This is a genomic window from Sphingobium sp. VMM (assembly GCF_056790315.1).
Map to the genome: position 1 here is coordinate 144,846 of NZ_JBXGSI010000006.1, position 13,538 is coordinate 158,383.

A 13,538-nucleotide genomic window follows, 5' to 3' on the forward strand; every position below is an offset into this window, starting at 1 on the left:
TAATGGTCACCCCCGGAAGCGCTTTCAACCCGATGACGGAAATTTCATTGTGCAATGCAACGGAAATTGGCCTCAGGCGGGCGGCTGTTCGTTGAGCAAGGGCACCAGCAGCGCATTGAGATCCTCCAGATCGAACGCGCCTGACTTGGCGTAGCGCAGCCGGCCCGCCCGATCGATGACGAAATTGGTCGGCACCCCGGTCAGTGGGCCATAAGGCCCCTTGATCCTTTTGGCCGACGGGATGTGCATCGCAGCGAACAATTGCTTCAGCTGCGCGATCGGCACCGATCCTTCGGTCGTGATCGCGAATATCTTCAGCCCATGTTTCTTCTGGAGCCCATAATAGCTGTCGAGCGTCGGTAATTCCTTGCGACACGGTACGCACCAGGTCGCCCAGAAATTGAGCAGCACCACCTGGCCCTTCAGTTCCGTCAGCGACACCTTGCTGCCGTCGATCAGCGTCAGCTCGAAATCCGGCGCCATCTCGCCGACGACCGGCTTGGTCGCCGCCTGCGCCGCCCCGATATCGAGCAGCCCCAGCATCAGCGCGGCCGCCATGACGGGCCGCATCTTCCCGATCCCCATTCTTCCCCCGATTCAGACCTTTGGCCACAGCCTATCAGGCACTTTCGCACGCGCCAACGATATTGGCGGCCGCCCCGTCGCCGCGCGGGGTCAAGCATCTTGCGGTGCGACATGGGACTAGCTAACAGCCCGGATACCGGCGGGCCTGACGGCGCGCTACAGTCATGCCCTCGGGTTTGCCCGATGGCTTCCATCTTTCCGCGCTGCCGAGGGGGCGGCGCGCCCCAAGAGAAGGTATGTGCAGATGCTGGATCAGGACATGGTCAAGAAGGTTTCCGACGGTCAGGGCTTTATCGCCGCGCTCGACCAGAGCGGCGGTTCCACGCCCAAGGCGCTCAAGGGCTATGGCGTCGAAGAAAGCGCCTGGAGCAATGACGAGGAGATGTTCGGCCTGATCCATGGCATGCGCAGCCGTGTCATCACTTCGCCCGCCTTCACCGGCGACAAGGTGCTGGGCGCGATCCTGTTCGAGCGCACCATGGACGGCACCGTCGACGGCAAGCCGACCCCGACCGCGCTGCTCGAACGCGGCGTCGTGCCCTTCATCAAGATCGACAAGGGGCTGGAGGATGAGGCGAACGGCGTGCAGCTGATGAAGCCGATGCCCGAACTCGACGCGCTGCTCGCCCGCGCCAAGGGCCTGGGCGTGTTCGGCACCAAGGAACGCTCGGTCGTCAACCTCGCCAACCGTGAGGGCATTGCCGCCGTGGTCGCGCAGCAGTTCGAAGTCGGCCGCCAAGTGCTGGCCGGCGGCCTGATGCCGATCATCGAACCCGAAGTGAACATCAAGTCGCCCGAACGCGCCGAGGCCGACCAGATCCTGCTCGAGGAAATCCTCAAGCAGCTCGACGCCCTGCCCGAAGGCGAGCAGGTGATGCTCAAGCTCTCGCTGCCCGCCAAGGCCGGCCTGTTCGATCCGCTGGTCGATCATCCCAAGGTGCTGCGCGTCGTCGCCCTGTCGGGTGGCTTCAGCCGCACCGAAGCCTGCGCCGAACTGGCCAAGAATCGCGGCATCATCGCCAGCTTCAGCCGCGCGCTGCTGAACGACCTGCGCCACCAGATGAGCGACGACGAATTCAACGCGTCGCTGGGCGGCGCGATCGACGAGATCTACGCTGCTTCGGCCACCAAGACCCCGGTCGCGGCCTGACGCATATGGACGGCGCCGGGCAGAGGGAAAATCCCGCCGGCGCCGTCTTTTCCTATCATCGCGCGGTCGCGCCGATGCTCTGGGTTTTATTGGGCCTGATGGTCGTCGAGACGTCCGTGGTCCATCTGCTGGTCGCGCTGTGGAGCCCGCGCGCGGCGCTTGTCCTTTCGCTGCTGAGCCTCGCCACGATCGGTTGGTTCATCCTTTTCATCCGATCCTTCCGCGACCATCCGGTGCGGATCGGCCCGGACGGGCTGGTCTGGCCTGTGGGCAAGCTGCGCAGCCTCTCCATCCCCTGGTCGCAAGTCGCAGGGCTGCGCGACGACTGGACGCTGGCCGATCTCAAGGCGGCAGGCCTCTTCAACGGCGCGCTGGTCGCCCATCCCAACGTCGTCATCGCGCTCGACCCACCGGCCAAGGCAGGTCGGCGCACGATCCGCTACCTTGCCCACCGGCTTGACGATCCAGTCGCCTTCATCGCTGCCTTCAGCGCGTGCGCTTCAGCATCGGCAGCACCTTGTCGAGCGGCAGGGCCTCTGCCGTCCCGCGATTGCCGGCCACGGTCTGCGCCCTGAACAGCGCGTTCAACACCGCTTCCTCGGTCGCCTCGATCGTCGCCTGGAACAGCGGCGAGATGCGGTCATTGGGCAGGTCATCGACCGCCGCCACGGCATTGCGCTTCGCCGTCGTGCGCCGCACTGCATCGCTGGTGGAGAAGGCGATGGCATAGTCGCCCGACCCGTTGGAGAAGCTCGACCCGGTCCGCGCGATGCCGCCAAAGGCGCGCTCGGCGACGCGGCGCAGGTTGCGGTCGGACAGCGGCGCATCGGTCGCGATCACGATCACGACCGATCCGTCCGCCTTCTTTTCCTCCACCTGCTGGCGATAGTCGTAGCGGCCAAGCTTCACCCCCACCGGCACGCCCGCGATCGTCAGCACCCCGCCATAATTGGCCTGGACCAGCACGCCCACGGTCCAGCCCCCGAGCGACGCAGGCAGCTTGCGGGAGGATGTGCCGATCCCCGCCTTGAAGCCGAACGCCACCGTGCCGGTGCCCGCGCCCACGCCGCCTTCCTCGACCGGGCCGGCCTTGGCGCTCTCGATCGCGCGCCGCGCGTCGGCGATGGTGACATGCCGCCCGCGAATGTCATTGAGCATGCCGTCATTGGTCTCGCCCACCACGGCATTGACCGACCGCACCTCCTCATTGCCGGTCTGCGCCAGCGTCCATTCGACCGAGGCTGCGCTCGCCTCCGCCACGTTCAGCGTATTGGTCAGCAGGATCGGCGTCTCGATCTCGCCCAGTTCGGCCACCTGGGTCGATCCCATGAACTTGCCGAACGCATTATAGGCGACGAAGCCGGCCGGCACCTTGTCCTGGAACAGGTTGCCGCCATGAGGCAGGATCGCGGTGACGCCGGTGTTGACGTCCTTGCTGCGCGGCAGCGTCACCTGGCCCACCTTCACCCCCGCGACATCGGTGATCGCGTTGAGCGGGCCGGGCTGGAGGATGCCGACGGTCACGCCTGCCTCCCGCGCGCGCGGCCGCGGCGCCTCCTGCGCCAGCACGGGCGCGGCGGACAGGAGCAGCAGGGCGGCGAAAGCATGGCGCATGGAATATCCTTCGGTATTGTGATCGCGGTCATAGCCGCACTTGGCGCGGCCGCGCGAGCGGCTATAAGGCGCGCATGACCGATTTCACTGACGAAGAACTGGCGCTCGACCCCCATTTTGCCGAGCAGTTCGAAAAGGGCTTTCGCCCCGCTTGCCAACTCTATCTGATTTCGCCGCCGGCGATCGACGAGACTTTCGTCGATCAGCTCGCCCAGGCATTCGACGGCGGCAAGGTCGCCGCCTTCCAGTTGCGCCTCAAAGGGATCGACGATCATGCCATCGCGGCACTCGCCGGGCCGATCCAAGCGCTCTGTGCCGAGCGCGAGGTCGCCTTCATCATCAATGACAGCATCGGCCTTGCCAAGCGGCTGAACGCTGATGGTGTCCATCTGGGGCAGGAAGATGGCGACCCGCGCGAGGCGCGCAAGCAGCTTGGCCCCAAGGTCCAGATCGGCGTCACCTGTCACGACAGCCGCCATCTGGCGATGGAAGCGGGCGAGGCGGGAGCCGACTATGTCGCCTTCGGCGCCTTCTACCCGACCACGACCAAGGAAACGACGCACCGCGCCGAACCGTCGATCCTGGGCTGGTGGACCACCCTGTTCGAACTGCCCTGCGTCGCGATCGGCGGCATCACGCCGGACAATGCCGCCCCCCTGATCGCGGCAGGCGCCGACTTCCTGGCGGTCAGCGGCACGGTGTGGAATCACCCCGAAGGGCCCAAGGCCGGGGTCGCCGCCTTCGCGTCGGTGCTGGGCGGCGCCTAATCGCGGGTTTATCCCGATAGGCAAAGGGCCGCCGCCGGGCCAGCATCCCTGCAATCGGGCAAGGGGTGCTGGGCATGGCGTTGGAAGAATTCGTCCATCAGTTGGCGGAATATGTCGCGCTGCTGGTCAATCTGCTGGCGATCCTGGCGATCGCCATCGGCTCCGTTCAGGGTGCGATCGGCCTGACCGGGCTGCTGCTTTTCAAGGCGGACGAATCGAAGCTCATGCCGGTCTGGATGAGCTTTGGCCGCTGGGCGGTCGCCGGACTGAGTTTCCAGCTTGCGGCTGATATCGTGGAAACCAGCATCGCCCCGACCTGGGCGGAAATCGGCAAGCTCGGGGCGATCGCGGCCATCCGCACCTTCCTCAACTATTTCCTCGATCGCGATCTGGAGGGGATACGCGAGCGCGAGAAGGCCAAGGCGGAGGCCGAAGCCATCTGATCGCAGCGGCACAGGCAGCTTTCCGCCGCCTGCTGCGTTGTCTCTTCCATGATGTGGGAGAGTATCGCCTTGAAATATCGTCTTCTCGGCCTGCCGCTGCTGTGCGCGGCCTGCAATGTGTCGACCACCGACGCCAATGAAAGCCAGCCAGCCGCTCCAACCAACCAGACACCGATCAACCAGACACAGGCCGCGCCCGACCCTTCGGCTGCCTATGCTTTCCAGGTCGTGGAGGAACCCGGCGGCAAGCCCTGGCAGCCCAACCAGATATTGCAGGCGCAGGTGGCGCTCGATCGCTGGGGCTTCTCGCCCGGCGTGATCGACGGCAAGGACGGGATAAGCTTCAAGGCGGCCTTGCGCGGCTTCCAGGAGGCGAACAAGCTGCCGGTCACTGGCGATTATGACCAGAAGACCTCGGCCGCGCTGCTGGAGGGGGAGGCGAAGCCGACCACCTGGCTGGTGCGCATTCCCGACGGTTTTGCCCGCGGGCCCTTCTTCGACATCCCCAAGGGCCTGAACAATCAGGCGAGCCTGCCCGCGCTTACCTATCGCAACCTGCTCGAAAAGCTGGCGGAGCGCTTCCACACCACGCCCGAAGTGCTGACCGGCATGAACCCGCCCGATACGAAGGTCGCTGCTGGTGCGACGGTCCGTGTGCCGGCGATCGCCAACCAGCCAGTGGCACGGATCGAGGGCGACGAGCGTGGCTGGGGCGAAACGCTCGCCAGCCTGGGCGTCGCCAGGGACCAGCCACAGGCCGACCATCTGGTGGTCGACAAGTCGGAAGGGCTGCTCAAGGTCTATGGCGCGGACAACCGCCTGATCGCGCAATTCCCGGTCACCACCGGGTCACAGCATGATCCGCTGCCGCTGGGCGAATGGACGATCAAGGGCGTCAGCCGCAATCCCGATTTCCATTATAATCCCGACCTGTTCTGGGATGCCGCGTCGAAGGATCAGAAGGCGGTGCTGAAACCCGGTCCCAACGGCCCGGTCGGCGTCGTGTGGATCGATCTGTCCAAGGATCATTATGGCATCCATGGCACGCCCGAGCCGCAACTGATCGGCCGCACCGAAAGTCATGGCTGCATCCGCCTCACCAACTGGGATGCCGCGCGGCTGGCGCAGATGGTGAAGAGCGGCGTCAAGGCGAAGTTCCAGGCATGAACGTCCGGCTGTGGGGCGGTGTCGCGGTCGCGCTGCTGCTCTGCATCGCCTTCGCCCGCTATTGCGTGCGGATCGTCCCGGCCGATGCGCCGGTGCGATCCGTTGCATCCGCGCCGCCAACCGTCAGCAACGGCGCGCTGCTGATCCCGGTGGAGGGCGTGCCGGCGTCCGCGCTCACCGACACCTTCACCCAGGCGCGGGCAGGCGGCGCCCGCCCGCATGATGCGATCGACATCATGGCGGCGCGGGGCAGGGCGGTGCTGGCCGCTGCCGACGGCCGGATCGAGAAGATCTTTTGGAGCGAGGTGGGTGGCCGCACCCTTTATGAACGCGCGCCCGACGGGCACACCCTCTATTATTATGCCCATCTCGACAGCTATGCGCCCGGCCTGCACGAAGGGCAGGCGGTCAGGCGCGGGCAGCGCATCGCGACCGTGGGCAGCACCGGCAATGCCGATCCCGCCGCGCCGCACCTCCATTTCGCCGTCAACCGCATGGCGCCGGCTGATCCCTGGTATGGTGGCCAGCCGGTCAATCCCTATCCGCTGCTGGTCGGCCAATGACCTGTCCTATCGGCCCGCGATCGGCTATCATCGGGGCCAGCCGCGACCGAAAATTGCTCAAGTAGGAAAGCGAATTTCAAAATGTGCGGGAAATGTGCGAAGTTAAGCGGAAACGCCGCCCTCTTGCCCTTGGCGCCGTCTCGCGGTAAAGGCGCGGCCAGCCTCGCAGAGGCCGGCTCTTTTCCACATTCAGACATATAGGCAGGCTCTTCCCATGAAGATCAGCGGCGTGGACATTCGTCCCGGCAACAATATCGAATATGAGGGTGGCCTGTGGCGCGCCGTCAAGATTCAGCACACCCAGCCCGGCAAGGGCGGCGCCTATATGCAGGTGGAGCTGAAGAACCTGATCGATGGCCGCAAGAACAATGTCCGCTTCCGCTCGGCCGAGAGCGTCGAGCGCATCCGCCTCGACACCAAGGATTTCCAGTATCTCTACCCCGAGGGTGACATGCTGGTGTTCATGGACACCGAAACCTATGACCAGATCAACCTGCCGATGGACCTGGTCGGCGATGCCGCCGCCTTCCTGCAGGACGGCATGATGGTCATGCTGGAAATGTATGAAGAACGTCCGATCAGCGTCCAGCTGCCCGAGACGGTCGAAGCGACCATCGTCGAAGCCGACGCCGTGGTGAAGGGCCAGACCGCATCGGCCAGCTACAAGCCGGCGATCCTCGATAATGGCGTCCGCGTCATGGTTCCGCCGCACATCGTCACCGGCACGCGCATCGTGGTCGATGTCTATGAGCGCGAATATGTGAAGCGGGCCGACTGATGCGGTTCGGGCGCAGCACGGCAGTCGCCGCCATCCTCGCGATCGGCGCTGTGCCGGCTGCGCTCCCTGCCCAGACGGTCAACAAGCCGTCCAAGGCGCAGATCGACAGTGCGGCCTATGTGCTGCAGGTCATCAGCAGCGCGCTGGAGTCGAAGGAGGTCGAACAGCCGGTCAAGACCGCGCTGTTCGAATGCCTCTACAGCAATTCGCTGTCGCAGATCAGTGCGGCGACCGACAAGGTGATCGCGGGCAATCCGGGCAAGGTGAACCGCAAGGATCCCTCGCAGATGCTGGCGGTGATCGCCGGCACCTGTGGCTATCGTCCGGCCGCCGCCAAGCCCGCCCCCAAGAAATAAAGCAAAGGCCGCCCACCGGGGCGGCGGAGATTTTACATGGTATCCCATTCCGGCCTTCTCACCGTCATGGAACGCGCCGCCCGCAAGGCCGGCTCCAAGCTGCGCCGCGACTTCGGCGAGGTCGAGCATCTGCAGGTATCGCGCAAGGGGCCGGCGGACTTCGTGTCCAAGGCCGACAAGCAGGCCGAACAGACGCTGGTCGAGGAATTGCAGAAGGCGCGTCCCGACTGGGGCTTCCTGCTGGAAGAGGGCGGGGTAATCGAAGGAGATCCCAACAAGCCGCGCTGGATCATCGATCCGCTCGACGGCACCACCAACTTCCTGCATGGCATCCCGCACTTCGCCATCTCGATCGCGGTCGAGGAGCCGTTGTTCGGCGGCAAGCGCGAAGTGACCTCGGGCCTGATCTACCAGCCGGTCACCGACGAAAGCTATTGGGCGGAAAAGAATCGCGGGGCCTGGCGTCATGATCAGCGCCTGCGCGTCTCGGCCCGTCGTGACCTCGCCGACTGCCTGATCGCCACCGGTATTCCGTTCATGGGTCATGGCAACATGGCCGAATGGACGCGCATCTTCGGTGCGGTGGCGCCTTCGGTCGCCGGCCTGCGTCGCTTCGGTGCCGCCTCGCTCGACCTCGCCCATGTCGCCTCGGGCCGCTATGACGGCTTCTGGGAAAGCGGCCTCCAGCCCTGGGACGTGGCGGCTGGCATCCTGATGGTGCGCGAAGCTGGTGGCTTCGTCAGCGACTTCCGCGGCGGCGACCAGATGATCGACCGCAAGGAAGTGATCGCCGGCAATGACGCGACCCACAGCAAGCTGCACAAGCTGGTCGCAGGCGCGCTGCGCTAAGAGCCTGGTCGCGATTGGGGGAGGCGCTCCGCGCTTCCGCCGATGGCGTGAATCGGGCTCTGCTAAGCTTCTGATTTAAGAGCAAAGGGCGTCGGCCCACCGCGGCGAGTCTTCGGGCTTCCAAAGGTGGTCCGGCGCCTGTTTTTTTGTGTCTGCGGCAATCGTCTCTTGCGCTTTTGGTAACGCGATCAAGCCTTTGCAATTGTTGCGAATCATTCTCATAGGTTCGCCCCTTGCTTCGCATATGCAGCAGGCCTAAAGGCCCCCCAGAACAATTTTCGCCCAGGGGATTCCATTGGTCGATCTCAGCCAATATCTGCCGATCCTGATCTTTCTCGGGATCGCTCTGCTGCTCTCCAGCACCTTCGTCTTCTTGCCGATGCTGGTTGGCCGCCTGACCGGTGCGCACAAGCCCGATCCTGCCAAGCTGTCCGAATATGAATGCGGCTTCCCCGCATTTGAAGAGCCGCGCAGCCAGTTCGACGTGCGTTTCTACCTTGTCGCCATCCTGTTCATCATTTTCGACCTGGAAGCGGCATTCCTCTTTCCCTGGGCGGTGAGCCTTGACCAGATCGGCTGGGCCGGCTGGGCGACGATGATGATCTTCATAGCGGAGCTGGTGCTCGGCCTCGTCTATGCGTGGAAGAAGGGAGCACTCGATTGGGAGTAGAACTGACCAGCCCCATTCCCGGCACCATGCCGCCAATGGGGACGCAGCCCGACCAGGACTTCTTCAACGCGCTCAGCAGTGAAGTCAGCGACAAGGGCTTCCTTGTCACCTCGACCGAGGAACTGTTCCAGTGGGCCCGCACGGGTTCGCTGTGGTGGATGACCTTCGGTCTCGCCTGTTGCGCGGTGGAAATGATCCACGTCAACATGCCGCGCTACGACATGGAGCGCTTCGGCGCCGCGCCGCGCGCGTCTCCGCGTCAGTCGGACGTGATGATCGTCGCCGGCACGCTGTGCAACAAGATGGCTCCGGCGCTCCGCAAGGTCTACGACCAGATGTCCAACCCGAAATATGTGATTTCGATGGGCAGCTGCGCCAATGGCGGTGGTTACTACCACTATAGCTATTCGGTGGTCCGTGGCTGCGACCGCATCGTGCCGGTCGACATCTATGTGCCGGGTTGCCCGCCGACTGCCGAGGCTCTGCTCTACGGTATCATGCAGCTGCAGCGGAAGATCCGCCGGATCGGGACGATTGAGCGTTAATATGGGCCATTCTGCACCCAAGATCGTGAACCCCGAGGGGATTGCCGAGGAAATCGCCGCCCTGCTGGGTTCGATGCTGGTCGAAACCGTCGACCATGCCGACGAACTGAGCTTTACCGTCGTGCGCGAGGATTTGGCCAACGCCATGGTCGCGCTGCGCGACATGGGCCATTATCAGCAGCTGATGGAAATCGCCGGCGTCGACTATCCGGAGCGTCCGGACCGGTTCGAGGTCTGCTACCATCTGCTGAGCGTCACGCGGAACCATCGCGTTCGCGTGAAGGTATCGACCGACGAGGATACGCCGGTGCCGACCGTCACGCACCTCTGGCCGGTCGCCGGCTGGCTGGAGCGCGAAGTGTTCGACATGTATGGCGTCATCTTCGACGGCAATACCGACCTGCGTCGCATCCTGACCGATTATGGCTTCAAGGGGCATCCGCAGCGCAAGGACTTCCCGCTGACCGGCTATGTCGAGCTGCGCTATTCCGAAGAAGACAAGCGCGTCGTCTATGAGCCGGTGAAGCTGGCCCAGGACTTCCGCAGCTTCGACTTCATGTCGCCCTGGGAAGGCGCGCAGTACGTGCTGCCGGGTGACGAAAAGGCCGCAGCACCTGCTGCTGCGCCCGCAGCCGCACCCACGCCCAAGGCGACGGAAAGCAAGGCCGACACCGGTGCTGGCGATGCCGCCAACAAGAAGGCCGAGGAAAAGTCGGCCGACGCGCCGGCCAAGCCCGCCGCCGAAACCGATGAAGGCAAGGGGGCTGCCAAGCCCGAAGGTAAGGCCTGATGTCCGACTATCTCGAAAAGATGGATCATGTCACCGATGCGGCCGACCCGGCCTATGGTGACACGGAAATCCAGAACTACACGATCAACTTCGGTCCGCAGCACCCTGCGGCGCACGGCGTTCTGCGTCTGGTCATGGAACTGGACGGCGAAATCGTCGAGCGCTGCGACCCGCATGTCGGCCTGCTGCATCGCGGCACCGAAAAGCTGATCGAGCACAAAACCTATATGCAGGCGCTGCCCTATTTCGACCGGCTGGACTATTGTTCGCCGCTCGGCATGGAGCATAGCTATGTCCTGGCGGTCGAAAAGCTGCTGAACCTGGAAGTGCCGCTGCGCGCGCAATATCTGCGCGTGTTCTTCGCGGAACTGACCCGCATCTGCAATCACATGCTGAACCTGGGTTCGCACGTCATGGACGTCGGCGCGATGACGCCGAACCTGTGGCTGTTCGAAATTCGCGAGGACTGCCTCAACTTCTTCGAGCGCGCGTCGGGCGCCCGCATGCACTCGGCCTATTTCCGGCCGGGCGGCGTGCATCAGGACGTGCCGCTCAAGCTGCTGACCGACATCGCCGACTGGCTCGACACCCGTCTGCCGCGCCTGTTCGAGGACGCGATGAGCCTGGTCGTCGACAACCGCATCTTCAAGCAGCGCAATGTCGACATTTCGATCGTCAGCAAGGAAGACGCGCTGAAGTGGGGCTTCTCCGGCCCGATGCTGCGTGGCTCGGGCATCGCCTGGGACATCCGCAAGGCGCAGCCCTACGACGTCTATGACCGCATGGACTTCGACGTTCCGGTCGGCACTGCGTTCGACTGCTATGACCGTTTCATGGTCCGCGTCGAGGAAGTGCGCCAGTCCGCGCGCATCATGAAGCAGTGCCTCAACGAGATGCCCGAAGGGCCGATCGCCAGCTTCGACCGCAAGGTCTCCCCGCCCAAGCGCGGCGAGATGAAGAAGTCGATGGAAGCGCTGATCCACCACTTCAAGCTCTATACCGAGGGCTTCCACGTCCCCGCGGGCGAAGTCTATGTGGCGACCGAAAGCCCCAAGGGCGAATTCGGCGTCTATCTGGTCAGCGACGGCTCCAACAAGCCCTATCGCTGCAAGATCCGCCCGACCGCCTTCAGCCATCTGCAGGCGATGGACTTCATGATGAAGGGCCACATGCTGGCCGATACAACCGCTGTACTGGGCGCGATGGACATCGTGTTCGGAGAATGTGACCGATAATGGCTGACGCAGTTCATATCCCCGATGAGGCCGAAACCCGCGCGCGCTGGGGCGCGTTCGAGTGGACGCCCGAAAATGCCGAGCAGGCCAAGAAGGTCATCGCGCGCTATCCCGCCGGTCGCCAGCAGTCGGCGGTGATGCCGCTGCTCGACCTGGCCCAGCGTCAGGTCGGTGCGGAAACGCAGACCAATGGCTGGCTGCCGGTTCCGGTCATGGAATATATCGGGCGCCAGCTCGATATGCCGTACATGCGCGTCTATGAGGTCGCGACCTTCTACACCATGTACAATCTGGCGCCGGTCGGCCGCTATCATGTGCAGGTCTGCGGCACGACGCCGTGCATGCTGCGCGGGTCGGACGATGTCTTCGCCGCGTGCAAGAACAAGGGCCTGGTCAAGGGCGGCACGACCCCCGACGGCCTGTTCACCCTCAATGAGGTCGAATGCCTTGGGGCCTGCGCCAACGCGCCGATGGTCCAGATCAACGACGATAATTTCGAAGATCTAACCTACGACAGCACCATCGCCATCCTGGAAACGCTGGCCGCCGGCGGCCAGCCCAAGATCGGCCCGCAGATCGATCGTCAGACCAGCGCGCCGGAAGGTGGCCCGACCACCCTCAAGGAGATGGTCGGCGAAAATCACGACTATCGCGGTCAATGGAACGAAGGAGCGACGGCATGACCGATGCACCCGCAGCAGCTCCGACTCCGGCCCCCTTCGTCGGGCCGCTGTCCGACAAGGACCGCATCTTCACCAACGTCCACGGCTTCCAGGATTGGGGCGTCGACGCCGCGATGAAGCGTGGCGATTGGGACAATACCAAGAAGCTGATGGAAATCGGCCAGGACGCGATCATCGACACCATCAAGGCGTCGAACCTGCGCGGCCGTGGCGGCGCCGGCTTCCCGACCGGCATGAAGTGGAGCTTCATGCCCAAGGAAAGCAAGGACGGCCGTCCCAGCTTCCTGGTCATCAACGCCGACGAATCCGAACCGGGTTCGTGCAAGGACCGCGAAATCATTCGCCACGATCCGCACAAGCTGATCGAGGGCGCGCTGATCGCCGGTTTCGCGATGCGGGCGCGTGCCGCCTACATCTATATTCGCGGCGAGTTCATCTATGAGGCGAAGGTGCTCTTCGCCGCCGTCGAACAGGCCTATGAAAAGGGCTTCATCGGCAAGAATGCCTGCGGTTCGGGCTATGATTTCGACGTCTTCGTCCATCGCGGCGCGGGCGCCTACATCTGCGGCGAGGAAACCGCGCAGATCGAAAGCATCGAAGGCAAGAAGGGCCAGCCCCGCCTGAAGCCGCCTTTCCCGGCGGGCGCAGGTCTCTATGGCTGCCCGACCACTGTGAACAATGTGGAATCGATCGCGGTTGCGCCGACGATCCTGCGTCGCGGCGCGGCCTGGTTCAACGGCTTCGGTCGCGAGAATAACCGCGGCACGAAGCTGTTCCAGATCAGCGGCCATGTGAACAAGCCGTGCGTCGTCGAGGAATCGATGTCGATCCCGTTCCGCGAGTTGATCGACCGCCATTGCGGCGGCATTCGTGGCGGTTGGGACAATCTGCTCGCGGTCATCCCCGGCGGTTCGTCGGTGCCTCTGGTTCCCGCAAAGGAGATCATGGACGCGCCGATGGATTTCGACGGCCTGCGTGCGCTGGGCTCCGGCCTTGGCACCGCCGCCGTCATCGTCATGGACAAGTCGACCGACATCGTCCGCGCCATTTCGCGTCTCTCCTACTTCTACAAGCATGAGAGCTGCGGCCAGTGCACGCCGTGCCGCGAAGGCACCGGCTGGATGTGGCGCGTCATGGAGCGTCTGCGCACCGGCGACGCCGACCAGAGCGAAATCGACATGCTGTTCCAGGTGACCAAGCAGGTTGAAGGCCACACCATCTGCGCGCTCGGCGACGCGGCGGCATGGCCGATCCAGGGGCTGATCCGGCACTTCCGTCCGGAAATCGAGCGCCGGATCAACGAGAACAAGGGTAGTGCCCCCGTCATGGAGGCAGCGGAGTAA

17 protein-coding genes are annotated in these 13,538 nt (G+C 64.1%); 15 read left to right on the plus strand and 2 right to left on the minus strand.

Annotation, left to right across the window (positions count from 1 at the left end; all coding sequences use genetic code 11):
• Window positions 1-72: 72 nt before the first annotated feature.
• Window positions 73-570: a TlpA family protein disulfide reductase gene (locus ACUCV3_RS09845; protein WP_053094329.1), complete on the minus strand. Its 498-nt coding sequence runs from the start codon at window positions 568-570 to the stop codon at window positions 73-75.
• A gap of 259 nt (window positions 571-829) precedes the next feature.
• Between ACUCV3_RS09845 and ACUCV3_RS09850 the strand changes: the two genes are divergently transcribed.
• Window positions 830-1,735: a fructose bisphosphate aldolase gene (locus ACUCV3_RS09850; protein ID WP_048937340.1), complete on the plus strand. Its 906-nt coding sequence runs from the start codon at window positions 830-832 to the stop codon at window positions 1,733-1,735.
• Window positions 1,736-1,740: 5 nt separating this feature from the next.
• Window positions 1,741-2,310 carry a hypothetical protein gene (locus ACUCV3_RS09855; RefSeq protein WP_048937339.1) on the plus strand — a complete coding sequence of 190 codons (570 nt, stop codon included), beginning with the start codon at window positions 1,741-1,743 and terminating at the stop codon, window positions 2,308-2,310.
• On the opposite strand, the gene ACUCV3_RS09860 is transcribed toward ACUCV3_RS09855, so the two are convergent.
• Complete coding sequence (locus tag ACUCV3_RS09860; RefSeq protein WP_048937338.1) at window positions 2,222-3,349, minus strand: DmpA family aminopeptidase; 1,128 nt, start codon at window positions 3,347-3,349, stop codon at window positions 2,222-2,224. The genes ACUCV3_RS09855 and ACUCV3_RS09860 overlap by 89 nt on opposite strands.
• Before the next feature lie 74 nt (window positions 3,350-3,423).
• Here ACUCV3_RS09860 and thiE point away from each other — a divergent pair, with 74 nt between their 5' ends.
• The 13 genes from thiE to nuoF all read left to right on the plus strand — a co-directional run bounded on the left by thiE (window position 3,424) and on the right by nuoF (window position 13,538).
• Window positions 3,424-4,116, plus strand: coding sequence for a thiamine phosphate synthase (gene thiE, locus ACUCV3_RS09865; protein ID WP_010337227.1), 693 nt, complete (start codon window positions 3,424-3,426; stop codon window positions 4,114-4,116).
• 74 nt (window positions 4,117-4,190) lie between these two features.
• Complete coding sequence (locus tag ACUCV3_RS09870; protein WP_004211722.1) at window positions 4,191-4,559, plus strand: DUF1622 domain-containing protein; 369 nt, start codon at window positions 4,191-4,193, stop codon at window positions 4,557-4,559.
• Window positions 4,560-4,607: 48 nt separating this feature from the next.
• The gene (locus tag ACUCV3_RS09875; protein WP_048937337.1) at window positions 4,608-5,726 is read left to right on the plus strand and encodes a L,D-transpeptidase family protein; all 1,119 of its coding nucleotides are present in this window, start codon (window positions 4,608-4,610) and stop codon (window positions 5,724-5,726) included.
• Window positions 5,723-6,289, plus strand: coding sequence for a M23 family metallopeptidase (locus tag ACUCV3_RS09880; RefSeq protein ID WP_048937336.1), 567 nt, complete (start codon window positions 5,723-5,725; stop codon window positions 6,287-6,289). The genes ACUCV3_RS09875 and ACUCV3_RS09880 overlap by 4 nt, the downstream gene beginning before the upstream one ends.
• A 214-nt stretch (window positions 6,290-6,503) precedes the next feature.
• Entirely contained in the window at window positions 6,504-7,067 is a 564-nt protein-coding gene (gene efp / locus ACUCV3_RS09885) for an elongation factor P (RefSeq protein ID WP_004211725.1), read from the plus strand.
• Complete coding sequence (locus ACUCV3_RS09890) at window positions 7,067-7,423, plus strand: hypothetical protein (RefSeq protein WP_010337223.1); 357 nt, start codon at window positions 7,067-7,069, stop codon at window positions 7,421-7,423. Before efp ends, ACUCV3_RS09890 begins: the two co-directional genes overlap by 1 nt.
• A gap of 36 nt (window positions 7,424-7,459) precedes the next feature.
• Window positions 7,460-8,272 carry an inositol monophosphatase family protein gene (locus ACUCV3_RS09895; protein WP_004211727.1) on the plus strand — a complete coding sequence of 271 codons (813 nt, stop codon included), beginning with the start codon at window positions 7,460-7,462 and terminating at the stop codon, window positions 8,270-8,272.
• 295 nt (window positions 8,273-8,567) lie between these two features.
• A complete protein-coding gene (locus tag ACUCV3_RS09900) occupies window positions 8,568-8,942 on the plus strand; it encodes an NADH-quinone oxidoreductase subunit A (protein ID WP_004211729.1) in 375 nt (124 codons plus the stop codon).
• Window positions 8,933-9,487 (plus strand): NuoB/complex I 20 kDa subunit family protein, encoded by a 555-nt coding sequence (locus ACUCV3_RS09905; protein WP_004211730.1) that lies wholly within the window; start codon window positions 8,933-8,935, stop codon window positions 9,485-9,487. The genes ACUCV3_RS09900 and ACUCV3_RS09905 overlap by 10 nt, the downstream gene beginning before the upstream one ends.
• Window position 9,488: 1 nt before the next feature.
• The gene (locus tag ACUCV3_RS09910; protein WP_048937335.1) at window positions 9,489-10,277 is read left to right on the plus strand and encodes an NADH-quinone oxidoreductase subunit C; all 789 of its coding nucleotides are present in this window, start codon (window positions 9,489-9,491) and stop codon (window positions 10,275-10,277) included.
• Window positions 10,277-11,512: an NADH-quinone oxidoreductase subunit D gene (locus ACUCV3_RS09915; RefSeq protein ID WP_048937334.1), complete on the plus strand. Its 1,236-nt coding sequence runs from the start codon at window positions 10,277-10,279 to the stop codon at window positions 11,510-11,512. The genes ACUCV3_RS09910 and ACUCV3_RS09915 overlap by 1 nt, the downstream gene beginning before the upstream one ends.
• Window positions 11,512-12,195: a complex I 24 kDa subunit family protein gene (locus ACUCV3_RS09920; RefSeq protein ID WP_004211734.1), complete on the plus strand. Its 684-nt coding sequence runs from the start codon at window positions 11,512-11,514 to the stop codon at window positions 12,193-12,195. The genes ACUCV3_RS09915 and ACUCV3_RS09920 overlap by 1 nt, the downstream gene beginning before the upstream one ends.
• Window positions 12,192-13,538 carry an NADH-quinone oxidoreductase subunit NuoF gene (gene nuoF, locus ACUCV3_RS09925; RefSeq protein ID WP_017501783.1) on the plus strand — a complete coding sequence of 449 codons (1,347 nt, stop codon included), beginning with the start codon at window positions 12,192-12,194 and terminating at the stop codon, window positions 13,536-13,538. The genes ACUCV3_RS09920 and nuoF overlap by 4 nt, the downstream gene beginning before the upstream one ends.